This is a genomic window from Patulibacter medicamentivorans, assembly GCF_000240225.1.
Classification (GTDB): domain Bacteria; phylum Actinomycetota; class Thermoleophilia; order Solirubrobacterales; family Solirubrobacteraceae; genus Patulibacter; species Patulibacter medicamentivorans.
The window spans coordinates 22,855-44,241 of record NZ_AGUD01000297.1; the positions used below are offsets into that span (position 1 = coordinate 22,855).

The following is a 21,387-nucleotide window of genomic DNA, read 5'->3' on the forward strand; positions in this document are numbered from 1 at the left end:
ACGTTCTCCCCCGATGCGGGCCCGGCGCGACGCGCCGAGCGCCCGCGTCACCGACGCATGGCCATGCCCAAACCGACTCGCTCCGCCTCGCTCCCGAAGACCGCCAAGACCGCCGGCAAGGCGGTGGCGAAGGCGGGCAAGGCCGCGAGCCGCGCGGCCGCCAGCGCCTCGCGCGGGTCGCGACCGCGGGCCGCCCACCTGGGGCCCGAGCGGCGCCGCCCGATGATCCTCGACGCCGCGTTCGAGGTCTTCCTGGAGCGCGGCTACGAGGGCGCGTCGATGGAGGCGATCGCCCGTCGCGCGGGCGTGTCGAAGCCGGTGGTCTACAGCAGCTTCCCGGGCAAGGAGGCGCTGTTCGGCGAGCTGCTGCGGCGCGAGGAGGAGCGGATCCTCGAGGCGATCGCGGGCGCGCTGCCCGAGCGGCTGGAGACGGGGGAGATCGAGCCCCTGATCGCGGATGCGCTGACGGCGTTCCTCCAGGCCGTCGTCGACTCGCCGGCGGCGTTCCAGGTCATCTTCCTGGGAGCGGGCGGGACCGACGCCGCGATCAACCGCCGCGTGCAGCGCGGGCGCGAGAAGCAGATCGAGACGATCGGCGCCCTCGCCCAGGCGTGGCTGGCGAGCCAGGGCGTGGGCGACGCCGAGGCCCAGGGCCGGTTGCTCGGGTACGTGGTCGTGGGCCTGGGAGAGAGCGCCGCGCGCGCCCTCCTGGCCGAGCCCGACGTCTGGACGCCACGGCAGCTGGGCGACCAGATGGCGCACCTGGTGATGCGCGGGCGCGGCGGCATCGGCGTCCCCGCCTGAGCGCCGTCGGCGGGCCGCCGAGCGGGCCGTCCGCGGCCCGATTCGAGCGGCCTTCGGGGTCTTGAGGCGGGTGACGCCCGCGTGAACGCGGTGCTATAGTCCCTCGCCGCAACACACCGTCGCGGGGTGGAGCAGTCAGGTAGCTCGTCGGGCTCATAACCCGAAGGTCGCAGGTTCGAATCCTGCCCCCGCTACTCACCGAAAGGCCCGGATCTCCGGGCCTTTCGTCGTTCCGGGGCCAGCACCGCCGGCGCCCCCGGCCTCGGGGTCCTCGCGAACGAGGTTCGGGGTCGCGTTCCGATTGACGGTGCTCGGCGGCGGGGCGAGGCTCCCCGGCCGTGGCCGTCCGCTCGACCTCCGTCCTGCTCGCGACCGTTCTCGTCGGGACGTTGCTCGCGTTCCTCGCCGCGGGGGTGATCGGGACGCCGTCGGCAGCGGCGCACTGCGGACCGCCGCCGCACACGGGCCCGGGAATCCACAAGCCCGCGGGGGCCCCCGGGTGCCCGATCATCCCCCCGGACCCGCTGCCCGATCCCGATCCGGAGCTGCCGGTCGAGCTGGGGCCCGGGAGCCGGAGCATGAAGGTGACCTGGAAGCAGACCGGCGTCCCGCGCCAGGTCCGGTTCAAGCTCGTGGCGGTCCTCGAGATCGGTCCCGGCATCAGCTTCCCCGTCGCGGTCGGCACCAAGTTCACCGGCGGGGGCCTGTTCCTCACCGGCACCGGCCTGCCGTCGAGCTCCCCCGAGATGACGATCACGGCCGTCGACCACCAGCGGGGCGACTTCACCGCCGAGGCCGAGGTCACGCACACCTACGGCGGGGACGAGACCCGCTTCCCGGCCTCCTGGGGCCTCCCGGCGCCGCCGGCGGACGGCGCCGGACGAACACGCTTCGACCGGGGACACATCAACAACGGCGTCGATCCCGACGGCCCCCCGATGCCCGCCACCGTGAGGACCGTGGTCGACCTCTCCGTCCCCGAGAGCCCGGAGAGCCTGCTGCCACCGGTGGTCAAGTGCCGGCTGCGCACGGTCTGCCAGTTCGGGCCGCGGGTGAAGGGCCCGGTCGACGGGTTGCGCTTCCGCCTCGCCACGCCGGCCGAGCTGGGGCAGTCCGGGTCGCGCGAGTTCGCGCATCCGGGACCGCCGCAGGCGACCCACGCGGCGACCGTCGATCCCGAGACAGGTGTCTTCAGCTGGAACACGACCGGTGCGCAGCGACGGTCCGCCGGGCGGTCGTTCTACTCGACCCAGATCGTGATCGAGCGGAAGAACGCGGCCGGCGACGTGGTCGTCGCGTCGTCGGCGGACTTCGTGATCGAGCTGACGGACGAGGCGTCGGGGTGCGTGGACACCGACGACGACGGGTCCAGCGACGACGACCAGGACGGGCTCTGCGACAGCTGGGAGACCACGGGCATCGACGTCGACGACGACGGCGAGGTCGACCTGAAGCTCTACGACGGCAACCGCGACGGCACGATCTCCGCGTCCGAGCGCGGCGACCCGGATGTGCCCGACGTCTTCGTCGAGGTCGACTACATGCCGCTGTTGCGGCCCTCGCCGACGGCGCTGGACGCGGTGGTCCGCGCCTTCGCGGCCGCGCCCCGGCCGATCCGGCTGCACTACGTCGTCGACGACATGATCCCGTTCGCCGAGAACACGATCTTCACCGGCTGCCCCGCCGACTGCCCGGCCGGCGCGGTCGACTTCAACGACCGCAAGGCGGAGTTCTTCGGAACCGCCGGCGAGCGCGCCGGGACCCACAGCGACAAGGTTCTCGAAAGCAAGCGGCTGGCGTTCCACTACGCCCAGTGGATCCACGGTCTGGCGGGCTACGGAACGACGTCCGGCCGATCCGAGGTCGGCGGCAACGACCTCGTCGTCTCGCTCGGCCGATGGGGCCTTCTCTTCGGCCGCCGGGGTGGAACCGCCGACGACCAAGCGGGCACGTTCATGCACGAGCTCGGGCACAACTTCGGGCTGCGGCACGGTGGCGGGGACAACGTGCAGTGCAAGCCGAACTACCTCTCGGTCATGAACTACGCCCGTCAGTTCGAGGGCGGAATGACGCCCCACCGGCGCCTGGACTACTCCCGCGCCGCGCTCCCGACCCTCGACGAGGCGGCGCTCGTCGAGGCGAACGGCATCGGCGTCGCCGGACCGAGCGACGAGGTCGTGGCCCACGGCCCCGGGCGCATCCGCGTGTCGCCGGTCGCCGGCCCGATCGACTGGGACGACGGGCAGCCCGAGGGTCCGGACGTCCCGGTCTCCGCGGACATCAACGACCTCGGGAACCCCAGCTGCGTCGGCGCGGGCACCATGCTGACCGGCTACGACGACTGGGCGAACCTCGACCTCCGCTTCCATGACTCCCCGGACTTCGCCGACGGGGCCGGAACGACGGTCGACGAGCAGTCCGAGGAGCTCACGTACGACGCGCTCGCCGCGATCTCGCCCGATGATGACGACGACGGCGTCCGCGACATCGACGACCTCTGCCGGGGCCGGGCCGACCCCGGCCAGGAGGATCGCGACGGCGACGGCGTCGGCGACCGCTGCCAGCCCCAGGCCCGTGACGACCGCTTCGCGGCGCCGGGCGGGCGGCTGATCGCACCACGACCGGGAATCCTGGCCAACGACACCCTCGGTGGCGCGCTGCTCACCCGGCAGACCGTCACCACCGCCAACGGCGGCCGGGCGACGATCAAGGCCGACGGCTCGGTCGACTACGCCGCCGCGGCCGGCTTCACCGGCACCGACAGCTTCGAGTACGTGCTCGAGAACTCCCCGGCGGCCTCGACCGCCACCGCGCGCATCGATGTCGCGGCGGCCGGCGCGCCCCAGGTCGATCCGCCGTCCGGACCGGGCGCCGCGGGTGACGGACCCCCACCCGCGCCACCCGGCCGCAGCGCGACGATCGGGAAGATCACCGCGACCGCCAAGGCCGGCGGCAAGATCCGGCTCCGCATCGCCACGACCGGCGCCGGGGCGCTCCAGGCGGTCGCCACGATCCGCCGCCGCGCCACCCCGAAGCGCGGTGGCAAGCCGGTGAAGACCGTCACCGTGCGCTACGGGTCGGCCAGGCGGACGCTCCGATCCGGCGGCACCGTCACCGTCACCATCGCACCGGGCACGAGTCTGCTGCGGACGCTCCGGAAGACCAAGCGGCTGCCCGTCGCGCTCGCCGTCACCCTCGCTCCCGGCCGGGGAGCGACGACCGTCACGAGGCGCGCCCGCGTGACGGCGCGCCTGCGCTAGATGCGCCGCGAAGCGTCGATGGTGGTCCTCGCCGGTGCGGCGATCGTGCTCGGCGGGTGCGCGGACCACGACCGCGCGGCCGACCGGTCGGGACCGCCGGCGGCCAGGCCGCCGGCGCCACGATCGCCGCTGACCGAGGATCCGCGGGCGTTCCCGCCGTTGACCGCCGCCCAGGCGGTCCGGATCGCCAGGCGCGTCGCGCTGGTCCGTGCCGGACGCTCGACCGTCGTCGAGGGCGCCCCGGGGACGCCGTTCACGCGGACCGCGTTCACCGCCCAGGTGGTGCTCAAGGGGCGGCTCCCGCGGCGGTTCGTCGTGCGCGTCATCGGCGGCCGGCTTGGCAACCAGCAGGTCGATCCGATCATCGCGCCGTTCGTTCCCGGGCAGCGGTACATCCTGTTCTTCGGGCCGGACGGCCCGGCGGGGCCGACGATCGTCGCGCAGGCACGGTACGCGGTCTCCGACGCGGGGCTCGTCACTCCGGCGCTGACGGGCATCCCGCCACTGGCCGCCGACTCCGCGCGGCCGGCGCGCGTCGCCGCCGGACAGCGTCTGGACGACGTCCTGCGCGCGATCCGCCGGTACGTCCACCACCACTCGCAGAGGGCTTCATGATCGTTCGCCGCACCGCGCTCCTCGTGGGCCTGCTGTTGATCCTGGTCGCCGGCTCCCCGGCGGCCGCCTACGAACTGAACTCCGTCAAACGGGGCGCCGCGCAGCTGCCGGCGCGCTGGACGACCCTGCCGATCGACGTCATCACCGACCACGGGCCGACCGACCTCACGAGCGAGACCATCGCGGCGATGGAGACCTGGAACAACGTCCGGACGGCGCGTGACGTGTTCGGGCTCGCGACGACGGCGACGGAGGACTTCACGGGCGCGAACTACGGCACGGCATGGGGCAAGCTGACCGGCGACGGGCGGCACGAGATCGTCGTCGACGAGGACTTCTCGGCGGTCGCGGCAGTCGGGTTCGCCCCGGAGACCGTCAACGGCGTCACGCTGAACCACACCACCGTCGTCGACGGCGTCGCGGTCACCGACGACACCTGGGCGATCGTGACCCTGCGCGGGGATCGGCGCTCGACGCTGCTCCACGAGCTTGGTCACGCGATCAACATCGCCCACTCGTCGATGGGCGCCTACCTCGGCGCCCGGGCCAATCTCGCGTCGATCACGGACGACGACCTGCCGACGATGAACTTCTTCACCGATTCCTCCCGCCGGGGGAACGCGCTGTCGGCCGACGACGCTGCGGCGATCTCGGACGCCTATCCCGACGACGCGGCGGCCAGCGAGTTGGGCACGATCCGCGGGAAGGTGACGCGGTGCGACAGTGGTGAGCCGGTGCTCGGCGCGAACGTCCGGGCCGTGAACGTCAACGACCGCTCCGTCCAGCTGGCGCGGGTCACGGGGTTCGACGGGCGGGACGACGGCTCCTACGTGATCCACGGCGTGCCGCCCGGTCGCTATGAGGTGCTGGTGGAGCCGCTGACGGCCGACCTGCCGATCCGGAGGTCGCTCAGCCTGCATACGCGCGTCGACTCCGACTTCGCGCAGGAGTTCCACACCGGAGCCGTCGAGAGCGACTGCGGTCTCGATGCGGACCCATCCGCCAAGGAGCCGGTCGACGTCCAGGCGGGGGGCTCGGTCACGGCGCCCGTCGAGGTCGATCCGGTCGAGCTGGCGCTGGTGGTCGACACGACGAAGAGCATGGAGGACGAGCTGCTGGCGACAGTGATCGGGCTGCACTTCGCGCTCGACGACATCGCGGCGGACGCGGAGGCCAAGGGCAAGCCGTTCCCGCGGACGGCGATCGTCTCGTTCAAGGACACGCCCAAGGTCGAGCTGATCAGCCGCGACAGGGAAGCGCTCAAGACCGCGCTCGGCGGGTTGACCGCCGACGGCGGCGGGCCCTGTCCGGAGGCCTCGAACGCCGCCCTGCTGGCAGCCGGCCGGATGATGGCCAAGAACGGACGCGCGATCCTGGCGACCGACGCGGACAGCTTGCCGGACGGGCCGTCGGCGGAGACGGTCGCGCAGCTGTTCACGAGCAAGGGCATGCGGATCTCGGCCGTTCTCGCGGGCACCTGCGCGGTCGCCGGCCTCGGCGAGGACCGCCGCCTAGGGGACCAGCAGCGGAGCGGTGCGGAGCGAGCCGGGGGACGACGCTCGGACATCGCCGGGCCGGCGTCGGCCAGCGTCGAGCCGGTCGACGAGCTCGGCGCCGTCGACGCGGTGCCGCTGTTCAGCTCGCTCGCCGCCGCGACGGGCGGGTCGTTCGTGTCGGCGTTCCCGCGTCCGGGCTCCGGGCCGGAGCCGGACGCGTCTCGGGCGTTCGCGGACGCGGTGTCGAACGCACTGGTCAGCGGGGTGATGCCGGCGGTGACGACGGCGGCGCCGTCGACGCTGCCGCAGGATTCGCGGGTGACGGTGGAGTTGGCGGGGGCGCTGACGAACTTCGGCCCCTCCAGCACGGTGTCGGTCACGGGAACCGGCGTGCAGGTGGTGTCGCGAGAGGTGCGCTCGCCGACGCGGATGCTCGTGACGCTGGCGGTCGCTCCGGACGCGGAGGTGGGCTCCCGGGACGTGATGGTGCAGACCGACGTCGGCGGCGCTCCGGAGCTGGCGCGGGGGCGGGGGGCGCTGCGGATCGCGGAGCCGCCGGTCGGCCCGACGGTCGTCGGGGCGGCGCCGGCGCAGGGCCGCGTCGGCGAGACCCTGGACGTGACGGTCTCGGCGACCGGGTCGGGGTTCGTGGACGGCCAGAGCGGCGCGAGCTTCGGGTCGGGGGTGACCGTGAACCGCACGCGCGTGACGTCGCCGACCTCGGCCGTGGTGAACGTGACCATCGGCCCCGGCGCGAAGCTGGGCTTCCACGACGTGTCGGTCACGACCGGCGGCGAGACCGCGGACGAGCAGGTCACCGGCCCGTTCCTCGTCGTCCCGCAACCGCCGTCGATCCCGATGCTGCGGGGCGCGACGACCCCGGCGGCGCGCGGCGACGTCGTCGACGTCGCGCTGACGGGGGTGCGGACGAGCTTCGCGGCGGACGCGTCGGTCGCCGAGGTGCTCGGCGGCGGCGTGCAGGTTCTCTCGACCACCGTTCACGACGCCACGCACGCCACGGCCCGGGTGCGGGTGGACCCGGACGCGGCGCTGGGCCTCCGGGACCTGACGATCAGCACCGGCGCGGAGGTCGCCACGCTGCTCGACGGGCTGTCGATCGCCGCGGTCGCTGGTCGGCCGGGCTGGCCGGTGGACCCCGGCCCGTTCGTGCCGTCGCCGCCGCCCGCCGGGCCGGGGACCGCCGGCGGCCCGGGCCCGACGCCGACCGCGAAGGCGAAGGCGACGATCGCCAAGCGGTTGCGCTTCGACCGCCGCCGACGGCTGCTGGCCGACGTCCGCTGCGCGCCGGGCGGCCCCGCCTGCCGCGGCCGGCTGACCGTCGCGGTCCGCGTCGGTCGCGGGAGCCACGTCTTCGCCGTCACCAAGCTCCGCCTGCGCGCCGGCCGGACGCAGCGCCTCCGTCTGACGGGCGCCCGCACCACGCTCCGCCGAGCCGCCGGCGGGCGACGTCTGGTCACGGTCGCCGTGCGGCTCGACGACGGCGCTCGGACGACGCTGAGTCGGCGGCTGCGGTTTCCGAAGCCGCGCTGAGGCGTCGTCGACGATCGGGGCCGCGGTCGGATGCGTCGACCGCCGCGCGCACCGCCGGCCGCCGGTACGGGAGATCGCCGGCTGCGCCGGACCCGTTTCGCCACGAGGTCTACCGCGACGGCGGCTACCTCGCCCTGGGGGGGGATCGCCGGCGAGCGGGAGGTCTCGTCGTACGGCTCTGGCTCCCGGCGGGGAACGGAGCTCATCGCGAGCGCCCGTGGTTTCGCCGATGCGGCCCGGCGGCCGTCGCGGATAATGATCCGATGCCCTCCGCCCGGTTCCTCCCGATCGCGCTCGCCGCCGCTGCCTTGGCTGGTGCGGTGGCTCGCCCAGCAGGGGCCACCCAGGTCGCCTACGTCGACGGCGACCAGGTGTGGGTGTCGACGCTCGACGGTACCCAGAAGCGGTCGCTGTCCGGCCCGTCGCCGGACGAGAAGCAGTGGCGCGAGGTCACGCAGGGCGACGACGGGTCGGTCCTCGGCGTCCGGCGGGAGAGCGGCAAGATGGGGACGATCAACGCGACGCGGCTGTGGGGACCGGATGGGACGCTTCGCGGCGAGGGCGCGCTGACCGCGCCCAGCGGCCGCACCAGCTACGCCTTTCCGGTCACGCTCGACCTGACGCCCGACGGCAAGACGGTCGTCTACGGCTACGCGAATTGGACCGGCTTCGGCCTCAGCACCCAGTACGAGTTCGGCACCTACGCCGAGGGGTCGTCCGGCTGGTACGTGGCGCCGTTCGACATCACGGACGCGCGGGCCGGCACGCTCGTCGGCCGGCGCGTGGTCGCGAACGACAGCACGACGGTCCTGCTCCAGGACGACGGCTCGTCGGTGCCGCACAGCAACGACTTCCATCCCTGGTTCACGGGCGCCGGGGCGGGGGAGAGCGTCTCGCGCGTCGACGTCGCCGCCAACGGCAAGCTGGCGGCGGTCGAGACCTGGCCGAACGGCTCGGGCACGAACGGCCGCAAGGTCGCGATGGTGCCGTTCGCCAGCCTCGGCGCGCCGCCGCCGAGCGACGGCTCGGACTGCTACCTGCCGGCGCAGGGCGAGCCGTCGTACGTGTCGATCTCCCAGGACGGCACGCGGATGGCCTGGCACGACGATCGCGGCGTCGTCGTCGCCGGGACCCCGGTCTGGTTCCCGTCCGCGGCCGCCTCCACCTGCAACCTCTCCTCGCCGCCGGTCGTCATCTCGGCCAGCGGGACGATGCCGTCGCTCGGCCCGTCGACCGCCGCGACGCCAGCGGCGGGACCGGGGCCGGGATCGGGCGGCGGGACGCCGGGCGGCGGCTCCTCGGGCGGCGCCGCGGCGGCGCCGAAGGTCTCGCTCTCCAAGACGCTCAGGGCCGCGGCGCTCAAGGCGGGCGTCTCGCTGAAGGTGACCGTCGCGAAGGCCGGCAAGGTCACGGCGACCGCGAAGGTGGGCAAGAAGACCGTCGCCACCGGCAAGGCGACGGCCAAGCGCGCGGGCACGGTGGAGGTCAAGCTGAAGGCGACCAAGGCCTATCGCAAGCGGCTGTCGTCGCTGCGGCGCAAGGTCCTGGCGATCGCCGTCAAGGCCGGGGGCCGCACCGTCACGGTCAAGCGCACGCTGCGCTGAGGTGGCGGTGACGCGGGGTCGCGCGCGAAAGGTCGGTCGTCGCGTGGCGTCGGCCGCGCCGCTCCCCTCGGAACCTCGTGCCCCAGCGCCTCGAGCGTCGCCTCGATCTCGGAGGTGAGGAGGTACAGCTCTGTGCCGGTCGGCTCGTCGGGGTCGAAGGGGTGGAAGCCGAGGCGCTCCCACCAAGCGCGTGCACGCTCGTGGAGGGCATCCACGACGATCGCGCGGCAGGCGGCCTTGGCGTTGAGCTCGACCGCAGTGGCCAGGACGTGCGCGACGAGGGCGGTGCCAACGCCGAGCCCGCTGGAGCGGCGATCGACCGCGAGGCGACCGAGCAGGAGGGCGGGGACCGGGTCCGGGGCGCGCTTCGCCACCAGGTCCGGCGCGGCGCTGCGGTCGATGGCAGTCATCGCGAGGCTGGCGTACGCGACGACGCGGTCCTCCGGAGTGGCGATGACCCAGGTCGCGGCGGTGTCGCCGCGACGGTTCTGCCCGGCGTAGCGACGCAGCCAGTCGTCGAGGGCCAGCTCGCCGGAGTCGAAGCCGCCGCGATCGTGTCGCGACGGATCCAACGGCTCGGGGCGGCGGAGGTCAGTCAACCCAACGGAACCGGCGAGGACGCCCGAGTGCTGAGGCCAGCCGCTCGTTCACCTGCGCCGGGTGAGCGAGTGCGTCGTCGAACGCCCGCGCGGCCTCCGGCGCCAGGTCGATGATCGGACGCTGGGCGAGGACCTGCTCGGCGTGCTGGGATGCGGCCTGGAGCACGAAGGCGGAGAGGTTCAGGTGCGCCGCGTCGGCCGCGCGCTCCAGCAGCCGCTTGCGCTGTGGATCGACGCGAATCTGCAGCCGATCGTCCTTGATCGTCGCCATGTACTCACTATGGCAGTACGTGGTCGTTGGGGTCAAGGGCGAGGCCGGGCCTCACCCGAACCGCCCACGGGCCCGGGCGGCAGTCGTCGGACGATCCGCCTGGCACCAGACCGGCACTCATCCGGCACTGTTCCGCGGCCGTCCCGGTGGGACATTGCGCGTCGCCTTGGAATCGACCTATGGGGGACAGGCAATGGGTGGACGACGGATCACGCTGGTGGCGGTCGGGGTGGCCGTGCTCGCGACGCCGACGATCGCGTCGGCGGTGGAGCTGGAACCGGGCCGGATGGTGGTCTACGAGGCGGGGCGGTCGGTCCCGCAGTCGCAGCTGGTCGATCTGGGCGACCCGGAGGACCTGGGCGGCACGGTGCTCTCGGGCGACCCGCGGATCGCGGCGCGCGTCGACCACCAGCGCGACGGGGTCACGGCCGGCGTCTTCCAGGCGACCCGGGGCAGGATCCGGATCCACTTCCCGTTCACCGAGCACGCGACGATCACCGTCGGCTCGGTCACCCTGACCGACGAGAGCGGCCAGCGGCGCACCCTGCGGCCGGGCGACAGCTACCTGATCCGCCAGGGCAGCACGATCCTCTGGGACGTCCGCGGCGCGCGGGTCCAGAAGAGCTTCTTCAACCGCGTCGAGGCGGCTGACCGGCCCGGCCCGATGCGGGTCTACGACGCCCACGACGAGCTGCCGCAGTCGCAGCTGACCGACCTCGGGGACCCCGCCGACCTGGGCGGCACCGTGCTCTCGGGCGACCCGCGGATCGCCGCCCGGGTCGACGACGTGAGCGGGCCGTTCACCGCCGGCGTCTTCCAGGCCACGCGGGGCGACATCCAGATCGCGTTCCCCTTCACCGAGCATGCGACCGTCCTCAGCCGGTCGGTCACGCTCAGCGACCAGACCGGGGCGCGGCGGCGGCTCGGCGTCGGGGACTCGTACCTGATCCGGCGGGCCTCGTCGATCCTCTGGCAGGTGCGCCAGCCGCGGGTCCAGAAGTCGTTCTTCAACGTCGTCGAGCAGCCCTAGCCGGCCGGGGCCCGGCGCCGCGGCGCCGGGCCCCGCCGCCACGGCCGCGGGCCCTGCGAAACCCACCCGATACCGCCCTGAAACCAGCGGCACCTAGCTTCTTCCCGGTACCCGTCCCCGCCGCGAAGGAGCACCAACATGACCGCGACGCCCGCCGCCGTCCAAGCAACCGGCCTCGTCAAGACCTTCGGCGACTTCCACGCCGTCGACCGGATCGACCTGCACGTGGAGCAGGGCGAGATCTTCGGGGTCCTCGGTCCCAACGGAGCCGGCAAGACCACGATGCTCAAGATGCTCGCCACGCTGCTGAGCATCGATGCCGGCAAGGCCGAGATCTTCGGGGTCGACGTCCACCGCGAGCCGCACCGGATCCGGCAGCTGCTCGGCGTCACCGGGCAGTACGCCTCGGTCGACGAGAACCTCACCGCGACCGAGAACCTGTGGCTGTTCGGGCGCCTGCAGGGGCTCCGCTCGGCCGACGCCAAGGCGACGGCCAGGCGCCTGCTCGGGCAGTTCGCCCTCGAGGAGGCCGCCGACAAGCCGATCTCGCAGTTCTCCGGCGGCATGCGTCGCCGGCTCGACCTGGCCGCGTCCCTGATCACCCGGCCGCCGCTGATCTTCCTCGACGAGCCGACCACCGGCCTCGACCCCCGCACCCGCGGGCAGATGTGGGACACGATCCGCGAGCTCGTCGCCGACGGCTGCACCGTCCTGCTGACCACCCAGTACCTGGACGAGGCCGATCAGCTGGCCGACCGGGTCGCGGTCATCGATCGCGGACGCAAGGTCGCCGAGGGCACGCCCGACGAGCTGAAGTCCTCGGTCGGCGACTCGACCCTGCAGCTCCAGCTGGCGGCCGGCGCCGACCAGGACCTGGCCCGCGACGTCGTCCGCCGCGTCCTCGGCGAGGACCCCGTCCTGACCCCCGAGTCCGGCCGGATGAACGTCGCCCTGGACATCGCCGACCGCGCGGCCGACGTGCTGATCGGCCTGCGCCAGGCCGGTGTCGGGATCACCTCGGTCAGCGTCGCCAAGCCGACCCTGGACGAGGTCTTCCTGGCCATCACCGGCCACGACACCAACCAGGACCAGGACCCCACCACCAGCCCCACCGACGAGCCCGCCCTGGAGGTGGCCCGATGAGCACGATCCTCAACACCCTCAACCCGCCGTCCGCGACGCCGCTGCCGGCGGTCGACCCCGCCGCGGCAGTCGCTCGCGCACGCGCCCGAAACAGCCTGGCCGAGACGATCAGCCAGACGCTGTCGATGGCCTGGCGCGCGCTCAAGAAGATGCGCCGCAACCCCGAGCAGTTCTTCGACGTCACGATCCAGCCGCTGCTGTTCACCGCGATGTTCGCCTACGTCTTCGGCGGCGCGATCTCCGGCGACGTGGCCAGCTACCTGCCGATGATGATCCCCGGGATCGTCGCCCAGACCGTCCTGACGACCTGCATGGCGACCGGCGTGCAGCTGCGCGAGGACATGGACAAGGGGGTCTTCGACCGCTTCAAGTCGCTGCCGATCGCGCGGATCGCGCCGCTCGCCGGCCCGATGGTCGCTGACATGGTCCGCTACCTGATCGCCGCGTCGCTGACCTTCGGCACCGGCATGCTGATGGGCTACAGCCCCGACGGCGGCGTGCTCGGCGTGCTCGCGGCGATCCTGCTGGCGATCTTCGTCGGCTGGTCGATGGCCTGGATCTTCACCTTCATCGGCACCCTCGCCCGCAGCGCCCAGAGCGTCCAGGGGATGTCGATGCTGATCCTCTTCCCGCTGACGTTCCTGTCCAACGCCTTCGTCCCCGTCGACACGCTGCCGGGCTGGCTGGAGAGCTTCGTCAACGTCAACCCGGTCTCGCACCTGGTCTCCGCCACCCGAGACCTGGCCAACCACGCGACGATCAGCGGCGAGGTCGGCTGGACCCTGCTCGCCGGCCTGGTCGTGATCGCGATCTTCGCGCCGCTGTCGGTCCGCAGCTACAAGCGGCACCTGTAGCGCCGGGTCGGGCCGCCGGCCCATCAGCCCCCGAGCCGCTCGACCAGGCCCCGCGCCTCGACGAGCAGCTCGGGGGCGCGCCGCTCCCCGAGCGCCGCTCGCGCCGCGTCGATCCGGCCCGGCGCGCGCTCCTCGGCCCGCGGGGCGATCCGCTCCCAGGCCATCGTCGGGATCATGCGGTTGTAGGCGAACCGCTCGGCCAGCACCAGCAGCGTGACCGCGTCGTCGACCGCGATCGCGTCGCGCAGCAGCCCCCAGCTGCCGAGCGCGAACAGCAGCATCCCCGCCACCGGATAGTCCAGGTGCGGGTCGTCCGGGTTCAGCGCCAGCACCGTCCCGCCGCGGCAGCTGCGGAACAGCGTCCGCCCGGCCTCGTCGTCCTCCGGCCCGCCGTGCTGTGCGATCGCGGCCAGCGCCGTCGCCTCGCCGAACAGCGTCCACGGCTCGAGGCCGGTCGTCGCCACCCCCGGGAACGGCATCTGCCGCATCCGGGCGGCCGCGTCCTGGTAGGCCCGCAGGCCGGCCGCGCGGTCGCCCTGCGCCAGCAGCAGCTCCGCCCTGCCGATCAGGGTCACGATGCCGCCGCCGAAGGTCGTCTCGAGATCCTCGATCCCGTCGATCAGGTCGATCTCGGCCTCGGCGTCGGCCGGGCGGCCCTCGGCGATCGCCGTCAGCGCCAGCAGCGACCGCAGCTGGATCTCGTCGTCGCGGGCTCCGAGCCGCTGCAGCACCGGCAGTGCCGCGCGCGCGTAGCCGGTCGCGGCCTCGCGGTCGCCCAGCGGCATCGTCAGCTGCGCCAGCTGGGTGCGCAGGATCGCCGCCACCCACGGGCCGTCCTCGTCGCGGGCCAGGGCCAGCGCCTGCGCCGCGGCGTCGACCGCCGCGGTCGGGTCGCCGGCGTTCTCGCGCGTGTGGCTCAGCCACTGGAGCGCGAACTGCGCGACGTGGCGATCGGGATCGCGCGCGAGCGCCTCGAGCCGCGCCGGGAACTCGCGGGCGTCGGCCGGGTCGTAGGCCAGCATCACCCGCGCCGTCGCCGCCAGCCGCCGGTTGCCGTCCTCCGCCCCGATCCGCTGGAGCAGCGCGCGCAGCGGGCCGGTGTGGTCGGTCGACGCGATCATCGAGTTGCTCAACGTCACCGCCATCGCGGCCCGGGTCTGGTCCAGCAGGTGCTCCGGAGGCGACCAGTCGCGGACGACGTCGGCGATCGCCTCGGTGAGCGCGATCAGCCGCCCGTGGTTGCCGCGGATCGACCAGAAGAAGCCGAGCACCGCCAGCAGCTGGATGGCCGCTTCGACGTCGCGATCGGCCACGGCGTCCCGCAGCTCGTCGGCCAGGTTGCTCTCCTCGGCCGCGAGCGCGTCGATCGCGGCGAACTGGTCGGCGCCGGCCAGCCGATCGCCGTTGCGCCAGGCGTAGCCGGTCGCCCAGCGGCGCTGCGCCGCGCGTGCCTCGTCCTGCTCGCCGACCGCGCGCAGCTGCATCCGCCCGAACTCGCGGACCGTCTCGAGCATCCGGTAGCGGACCCCGGCGGCGGACTCGTGGACGCTCAGCAGCGACTGGTCGACCAGGTTCTGGACCGCGTCGAATGCCCCGTCGCCGAGCACCTCGCCGGCGGCGTCGAGGGTGAAGCCGTCGTGGAACAGCGCCAGCCGTCGCAGCGCGCGCCGCTCGGACTCGCCCAGCAGGTTCCACGACCAGTCGATCACCGCCAGCAGGGTCCGGTGGCGGTCGGGAGCGCTGCGGTCGCCCCCGCGCAGGAGCGCGAAGCGATCCTCGAGCCGGCGGTCGATCTCCTCGACGGCCATCACCCGGACCTTGGCCGCCGCCAGCTCGATCGCCAGCGGCAGGCCGTCGAGCCGGACGACGATCCGCCGCACGACCTGGTCGTCGAGCTTGACCGCGGGCCGGGCGGCGACCGCGCGCTGGCGGAACAGCTCGACGGCGTCGGTCGGCTGCAGCTCGCCCAGCTGATAGACCCGCTCGGCGCCGATCGCCAGCGGGGCGCGGGTGGTGGTCAGGACGCGCAGGTCGGCGGTGGTCGAGACGAGGAACGCGACCAGCTCGGCGACCGCGGCCACCAGGTGCTCGCAGTTGTCGAGGATCAGCAGGCTCGGCGCCTGCCCCAGGCGCTGGGCGACGCGGGCGCGGACGTCGGCCCGCTGCTCGGGCGTCAGCGTCCTGCGGCTGCTGACCGAGTCGCGGACGCCGAGCACCGAGCCGACCTCGCCGACCAGGTCCTCGGGCGCGGTCACGCCGACCAGCTCGACGACGTGGACCGCCGGCTCGGTCGCGTCGCGGGCCAGGACGTGCGCCAGCCGCGTCTTGCCGAGCCCGCCGGGCCCGAGGATCGAGACCACCCGCGCGCTCGACAGCAGCGCCCGCAGCCGCTCGACGTCCTGGTCGCGGCCGAGCAGCGCGGTCGCGTCGTAGCGGACGCCGCTGCGGACCGGGCGATCGAGCGCCAGCAGGTCGCGGTGGACGCGCTGCAGCGCCTCGCCGGGGCTCGCGCCGAGCCGGTCGCGGACGTCGCGGCGGTAGCGCTCGAACCGCTCCAGCGCCGCGCCCGGCCCGCGCACGACCGCCTCGCTGCGCAGCAGGTCGGCCAGCAGCGACTCGTCGTCGGGGTGCGCGGCGTGGGCGGCCTCGAGCGCCGGCAGCGCGTCGCCGTGGGCGCCGGTCCGGCTCGATGCCTGGGCCAGCAGCAGCCGCGCGCGATCGACGTCGCCGACGGCGTCCCGCCGCAGGTCCGCCAGCGGTCCCCGCTCGTCGTCGCCGATGGTCGCCAGGCCGTTGGCCAGCGCCAGCGCCTGGCGGGCCAGCTCGGCGGCCGCGACCGGGTCGTCCGCGATCGCCCGGCCGGCGTCGGCGACCAGGGCCGCGAGCCGCGAGCTGTCGACCCGGGCCGGGTCCACGCCCAGCCGGTAGCCGTCGCCCTCGCGCACGATCGCCTCGGGACCGCAGGCGGTGCGCGTGCGCGAGACGACGACCTGCAGGCCCTTGCTGGCGTTGGCCAGCGGCTCCTCGCCCCAGATCAGGTCGACCAGCCGCTCGGCCCGGACCGCCCGCCCGCGACCCGCGGCCAGCGCGGCCAGCAGGGCCCGCGACCGGTCGCCGACGACCTCGGCGCCGTCGAAGCGCACGCCGTCGAGGAGGGTCAGGCTGGCGGGCACGTGGGTCAGTGTAGGTGCGGGGCGCCGGCGGTCTCGCGGCCTGGCGCGGTCAGGGTCGCGGACGAACCGCTTCGGCTCCTCCGCCGCTCGGTCCAGGGTCGGTTCCCGATTGTGGGCCGGGGTGCCCTGCGGTGGGATCCACGGCTTGATCCACAGGAGCCTTCCCATGTCGTACACGACCTCCGCGCGCCGCACCGTCGGCGTGCTCGCATCCGCCGCGGCGCTGGCCGCCGTCGCCCCGGCCGCCGCCGATGCCGCGTCGCTGACCTTCGACCGCGCCTGCCAGTTGCAGACGCAGATGGTCACCGCCACGCTGACCGGGTTCTCGCCCAATGCCTCGGTGGTGCTGGCGAGCACCAACTCCTACGGCGGGACGATCTACGAGATCGTGTCGACGGACGCCAGCGGTAACGGCACCGTCTCGTTCCCGTCCCCGGTGCCCCAGCTCGACGCTCCCGGTTCGCGCGAGCTGCCGTTCCAGGCGACCGACGCGGTCGACGCCGGGATCACGGCTGCGGGGGCGTTCCGGACCTCGACCGGCACGTTCACGGTCTCCGGGCGCGACCGGCCGACGACCGCCAAGCGCACCTGGACGATGTCGGGCTTCCAGGACGGCCGTACCGTCTACGGCCACTTCGTGCACCGCGGCAAGCTGCGCGGGACCTACGCGTTCGGCGTCGCCCGCGGCGTCTGCGGCGAGCTCGTTGCCCGGGCCGCGGCGATCCCGCTGAAGTTCAAGTCGATCAGGGTCAAGGGCAAGAAGCGCAAGGCGAAGATCCCGACCGGCGAGTGGCGGGTGCAGCTGGACCACAGCAAGCGCTACTCGCCGTCCGCCAGCCCGCGGATGATCGGGACCCTCACGGTGTCGGGCTCGCAGCGGACCTGAGCGATCGGGGCGGCGACCGGCGTTCGCGTCGGCGCCGGTGCCGTCCAAATCGTTCCCGCCACCCACCCGATCCCGACTAGGCTGCGACCGTGCTGAGGGGGATCGTGGGGTTGGCCGCGACCGTGGCGACGTTCGGGCTGCTCGTGCCCGGCGCCGACGCGCGGGTGAGTCGGGCCGAGGGGGTGCTGCCGCCAGGCCAGAGCGGCTACGTGTCGTTGACCGGGCTGCTGTCGGGAAGCGGGTCGCCGCACCTGTACGACCAGCAGCCGCTGTTCGTGAACTTCCAGCGCAAGCCGTTCATGCTCGACCAGCCCGGCGGCACGACCGAGCAGCCGAAGCAGGGCGTGACGATCGTCCGCGACGCCTACGGGGTGCCGTCGATCACCGGCGACAGCGACCTGAACGCCTGGTGGGGCGCCGGCTACGCGGTCGCGCAGGACCGGCTCTTCCAGCTCGAGGCGTTCCGTCACGCGACCAAGGGCCGGCTGGCCGAGCTGACGGGCAAGGACGCGCTCGAGGACGACCTGATCTCGCGTCGCGACTACTACACCGCCGACGAGCGGGCCCAGATGCTGGCGCGGATGCCGGCCGAGTCGCGCGCGCGGCTGGAGGCCTACCGCGACGGCGTCAACCGCTGGATCCGGCACGTCAACCTGGACCTGCTGGACCCGGTCGGGGTGCTCGACCTGCCGGCGGAGTACGTCGCGACCCTGACCCCGGTCGAGCCGTGGACGCTGGACGACAGCGTCGCGATCGGGATCTTCCTCGGCCGCACGATCCCCAGCGGCGACGGCTCCGAGCTGCGCAACCTGCGCGTCGCCCAGAAGAGCGGGCGCGCCGCGCTCGAGGCGCTGGTGCCGCTGCGGTTGCGCGGCCAGCTGTCGACGATCCCCAAGAGCGAGGGGCGCTTCCCGCAGGGCCCCGAGTTGACGCCCGCCCAGGAGCGGGCCGCCCTCGACCGCTCGCTGGAGCTGGCGTCGAAGCTGCCGGCCGCGTCGCGCGCCGCCGTCGCCGGGGCCGCGGCGAAGAACGACCTGGCGGCCGGGCGGATCGGTCGCGTCGGCGGCTCGTCGATGTTCACCGTTCGCAAGCCCGGCGGCGGGGCGCTGCTCTTCAACGGTCCTCAGCTGGGCTTCTCCGCGCCCGAGCTGTTCGTCGAGCTCGAGGTCCACGCGCCCGGGATCGACGTCCGCGGGGTCACGGCCCCGGGGCTGCCGATCATCGGCACCGGCCACAACGAGAACGTCGCCTGGGGGATCACCAGCGGCCTCAGCGACGAGGACGACCTGTACGCCGAGAAGCTGGTCCCCGGCCAGCCCGAGAAGTACTGGTACAAGGGCCAGATCCGGCAGATGGACTGCCGCGACGAGACCTTCCGGTACAAGGAGGGCGTCAGCGCGCTGCTCGACGGTCGGGTCCCCGAGCTCGGCAGCACGACGCAGCGGATCTGCCGCACGGTCCACGGTCCGGTCCAGGAGCGCGAGGGCAACGTCGCCTACGCCCGCCGCTACGCGATCTGGAAGCGCGAGACCGAGACGCTGCCGGCGATGGAGCAGGTCAACCGCGCCAAGGACATCCAGGACGTCGACCGCGCCAGCCGCCAGCTGACCTGGAACGAGAACCTGATGGCGGCCGACTCGAAGGGCAACATCGGCTACTGGCACCCCGGCCTGTTCCAGCAGCGCCCGGCCGACTACGACCAGCGGCTGCCGCTGCCGGGCACCGGCGAGGCGGAATGGCCGGGGCTGATCGACCGCGCCAGCCTGCCGCGCGTGATCAACCCCGCGCAGGGCTGGCTGGCGAACTGGAACAACGTTCCCTCGCAGGGCTGGACGACCGGCGACAGCACCGCCGACGAGCGGCTCGGCGGCCAGTTCCACCGCGTCGGCTGGCTGATGTGGCTGGTCCGCTCGCTGGCCAAGGCCCCGACCTGGGAGGGCGCCGAGCGGACGATCCGCCAGGAGGGCAGCGTCGCCCAGCAGCGTCCGCTCGCCGGCCGCCGGCTGCGGCTGGCCGCCGCGGGCGCGAGCGGCAAGGCGGCTCGGGTGCTCGCGGTCCTGCGCGCCTGGAACGGCGACTACACCCGCACCGACGCCGCCGGCACCGTCGACCCGGGCGTCGCGACCTGGGACGCGTTCAAGCAGCAGGCCGACCGGATCGCGACCGCGCCGCTCGGGCCCGTCGAGGGCTTCGCCGCGAAGCCGTCGAGCACCCACCAGTTCGACGCCACCGACCGCCAGGCCTACGCGCTGCGGACGCTCGACGCGGACGGCTACCGGCGTGCGGCCGCCGCGGCCTTCGACGCGCTGAAGGCCCGCTTCGGCAGCGACGATCCGGCCCGCTGGCGCGAGCCGCGGCGCGACATCGCGGTGCCGGCCCAGGGCGCGGCGCAGGCCCCGCGCCAGCCGTTCTTCGACCGCGGCACGTGGGAGCAGCTGATCGAGCTGGAGCCGTAGGGGCCGGCTCGGGACGGCCGGGTTCGAAAATGGCCGCCGCGGCCGGGCCAGCGGATAGCGTCCCGGCATGAGCTTCGACGACCCGCCGACGCGCCGCCTGCCCCAGGACCCGCGGCCGCGGTCGCCGATCCCGCCGCGGGGGTCGGGCCCCGACGAGGAGCAGCAGGTCGCGATCCTCGGCGAGCGGGTGCGGACCCTCGGCACCTCGCTCGCGATCCTGGCGGTGGTCGCGGTCGCGGCGCTGGGGATCGCCTTCTGGGCGCTGCTGGACGGCGGCGACAGCACGCCGGCGCCGTCCTCCGGCGACGCCAGCGGGACGCTGCTCCAGCGGGTCCAGGACCTGGAGCAGCGGGTCGACGCCCGCGCCACCGACGGCGACCTGAAGAAGCTGCGCGCCCAGGTCGAGACGCTCAAGACCAAGGTCGACGAGGCGGCGGCGTCCTCCTCGGGCGACGGCGGCGGCAGCGGCACGACGACCAGCGACCAGACGACCCAGCTCGACGACCTGAGCAGCAAGCTGGACGACCTGACGACGCGGGTCGACCAGCTGGAGAGCCAGGCGTCCGGCGGCACGACCTCGACGCCCTGATGACGGGCGGTGCGAGGTTGCGGTCGCTCAGCGACCGCAACGCCACCCATGACCGCGCGCGACCGTCGGCCGCAGCGAGTCGGCCGTTCGTCCGCCGTCGGCCCGCCGGCGCCGCCGACCATCCGTGGAGGCTCACACAGCCGAGGACGCCGTCATCGGTACCCTCGCCGCCATGCCGCGTCCCGTCGCCGAGGGGGTCCCTGCGCCCGCCGACGGGCTGATCGGTCGCCGACGGGAGCAGCGGCGGCTGGCCGAGCTGATCGAGGGCGTCCGGCAGGGACGGGGCGGCAGCCTGCTGATCGAGGGCCCACCAGGGGTCGGCAAGACCGCGCTGCTGCGCGACGCCTCCGACGACGGCGTCCGAGCGCTGCTGGCGATCGGAGTCGAGCGCGAGGTCGACCTGCCGTTCGCCGCGCTCGCCGACCTGCTGGAGCCGGTGCTGGAGCTGGCCGAGGAGCTGCCCGCGCCGCAACGGGACGCGATCCGCGGAGCGCTCGCCGCCGCCGACCCCGGTGGCCACGACCGGGTGCAGGTCCTGCACGCCACCGTCGCGCTGCTGCGGCTCGCCGCCGAACGCGAGCCGCTGGTCGTCGCGGTCGACGACGTCCAGTGGCTCGACCCGTCGTCGCGCGGCGCGGTCGCGTTTGTCGCCCGGCGGGCGGATCGGATCGGGGCGGCGGTGCTCGTCGTCCGCTCGCTGCGCGGCGAGCCGGCCGAGCCGTGGCCCGACGTCCCGACCCTGACGCTCGACGAGCTGGGCCGCGGCGACGCGCTGCTGCTGGCACGCCGCCAGGGGGTCAGCGCGCCCGTGGCGGAGGCCCTGGTCGACGTGCTCGGCGGCAACCCGCTGGCGCTCACCGAGGCGCCGGTGCAGCTGACCGACGACCAGCGGCGGGGGCGGACGAGCCTGCCGGCGGCGCTGCCGACCGGCGAGCGGCTGACCCGGGGCTACCAGCGGCGGATCGCGGCCCTGCCCGAGTCCGCTCGCCGGGCGCTGCTGCTGGTCGCGGCCGGCGGCGGCGAGCACCCGCGGGCGCTGGCCGCTGCGCTGGCGAC

Annotated in this window: 15 protein-coding genes and 1 tRNA gene; 13 read left to right on the plus strand and 3 right to left on the minus strand. The window is 74.1% G+C overall.

Annotated elements, in window-relative coordinates; all coding sequences use genetic code 11:
- The first annotated feature begins 63 nt into the window (after positions 1-63).
- From PAI11_RS24910 to PAI11_RS20875, 6 genes are all read left to right on the plus strand, one after another.
- On the plus strand, positions 64-804 hold the full coding sequence (locus PAI11_RS24910) for a TetR/AcrR family transcriptional regulator (RefSeq protein WP_007578430.1): 741 nt from the start codon (positions 64-66) through the stop codon (positions 802-804).
- Positions 805-924: 120 nt separating this feature from the next.
- Positions 925-998 (plus strand) — tRNA-Met (locus PAI11_RS20855).
- Between the two features lie 144 nt (positions 999-1,142).
- Positions 1,143-4,064 (plus strand): Ig-like domain-containing protein, encoded by a 2,922-nt coding sequence (locus tag PAI11_RS24915; protein ID WP_050897342.1) that lies wholly within the window; start codon positions 1,143-1,145, stop codon positions 4,062-4,064.
- A complete protein-coding gene (locus PAI11_RS20865) occupies positions 4,065-4,679 on the plus strand; it encodes a hypothetical protein (RefSeq protein ID WP_040601227.1) in 615 nt (204 codons plus the stop codon).
- Positions 4,676-7,726, plus strand: coding sequence for a hypothetical protein (locus tag PAI11_RS20870; RefSeq protein ID WP_007578438.1), 3,051 nt, complete (start codon positions 4,676-4,678; stop codon positions 7,724-7,726). The genes PAI11_RS20865 and PAI11_RS20870 overlap by 4 nt, the downstream gene beginning before the upstream one ends.
- 263 nt (positions 7,727-7,989) lie before the next feature.
- Positions 7,990-9,330, plus strand: a complete 1,341-nt coding sequence (locus PAI11_RS20875) for a hypothetical protein (protein WP_040601228.1) — start codon at positions 7,990-7,992, stop codon at positions 9,328-9,330.
- Here PAI11_RS20875 and PAI11_RS25640 read toward each other — a convergent pair.
- Positions 9,234-9,929: a GNAT family N-acetyltransferase gene (locus PAI11_RS25640; protein WP_086000380.1), complete on the minus strand. Its 696-nt coding sequence runs from the start codon at positions 9,927-9,929 to the stop codon at positions 9,234-9,236. The two genes, PAI11_RS20875 and PAI11_RS25640, sit on opposite strands and share 97 nt — an antisense overlap.
- Entirely contained in the window at positions 9,922-10,200 is a 279-nt protein-coding gene (locus tag PAI11_RS20885; RefSeq protein ID WP_007578442.1) for a type II toxin-antitoxin system TacA family antitoxin, read from the minus strand. The genes PAI11_RS25640 and PAI11_RS20885 overlap by 8 nt, the downstream gene beginning before the upstream one ends.
- A 193-nt stretch (positions 10,201-10,393) precedes the next feature.
- Here PAI11_RS20885 and PAI11_RS24920 point away from each other — a divergent pair, with 193 nt between their 5' ends.
- From PAI11_RS24920 to PAI11_RS20905, 3 genes are all read left to right on the plus strand, one after another.
- Positions 10,394-11,230, plus strand: coding sequence for a cupin domain-containing protein (locus PAI11_RS24920; RefSeq protein ID WP_007578444.1), 837 nt, complete (start codon positions 10,394-10,396; stop codon positions 11,228-11,230).
- A 138-nt stretch (positions 11,231-11,368) separates the two neighbouring features.
- Positions 11,369-12,373 carry a daunorubicin resistance protein DrrA family ABC transporter ATP-binding protein gene (locus PAI11_RS20900; protein WP_007578446.1) on the plus strand — a complete coding sequence of 335 codons (1,005 nt, stop codon included), beginning with the start codon at positions 11,369-11,371 and terminating at the stop codon, positions 12,371-12,373.
- A complete protein-coding gene (locus PAI11_RS20905) occupies positions 12,370-13,227 on the plus strand; it encodes an ABC transporter permease (protein WP_007578448.1) in 858 nt (285 codons plus the stop codon). Before PAI11_RS20900 ends, PAI11_RS20905 begins: the two co-directional genes overlap by 4 nt.
- Positions 13,228-13,250: 23 nt before the next feature.
- On the opposite strand, the gene PAI11_RS20910 is transcribed toward PAI11_RS20905, so the two are convergent.
- The gene (locus PAI11_RS20910) at positions 13,251-16,400 is read right to left on the minus strand and encodes an ATP-binding protein (protein WP_007578450.1); all 3,150 of its coding nucleotides are present in this window, start codon (positions 16,398-16,400) and stop codon (positions 13,251-13,253) included.
- A gap of 166 nt (positions 16,401-16,566) precedes the next feature.
- Here PAI11_RS20910 and PAI11_RS20915 point away from each other — a divergent pair, with 166 nt between their 5' ends.
- The 4 genes from PAI11_RS20915 to PAI11_RS20930 form a co-directional block, all read left to right on the plus strand.
- Complete coding sequence (locus tag PAI11_RS20915) at positions 16,567-17,286, plus strand: hypothetical protein (protein WP_007578451.1); 720 nt, start codon at positions 16,567-16,569, stop codon at positions 17,284-17,286.
- Positions 17,287-17,375: 89 nt separating this feature from the next.
- The gene (locus PAI11_RS20920) at positions 17,376-19,742 is read left to right on the plus strand and encodes a penicillin acylase family protein (RefSeq protein ID WP_138974461.1); all 2,367 of its coding nucleotides are present in this window, start codon (positions 17,376-17,378) and stop codon (positions 19,740-19,742) included.
- 67 nt (positions 19,743-19,809) lie between these two features.
- A complete protein-coding gene (locus PAI11_RS20925) occupies positions 19,810-20,331 on the plus strand; it encodes a hypothetical protein (protein WP_007578455.1) in 522 nt (173 codons plus the stop codon).
- Positions 20,332-20,503: 172 nt separating this feature from the next.
- A partial coding sequence (locus PAI11_RS20930) for an AAA family ATPase (protein WP_040601231.1) occupies positions 20,504-21,387 on the plus strand: 884 nt, incomplete at its 3' end.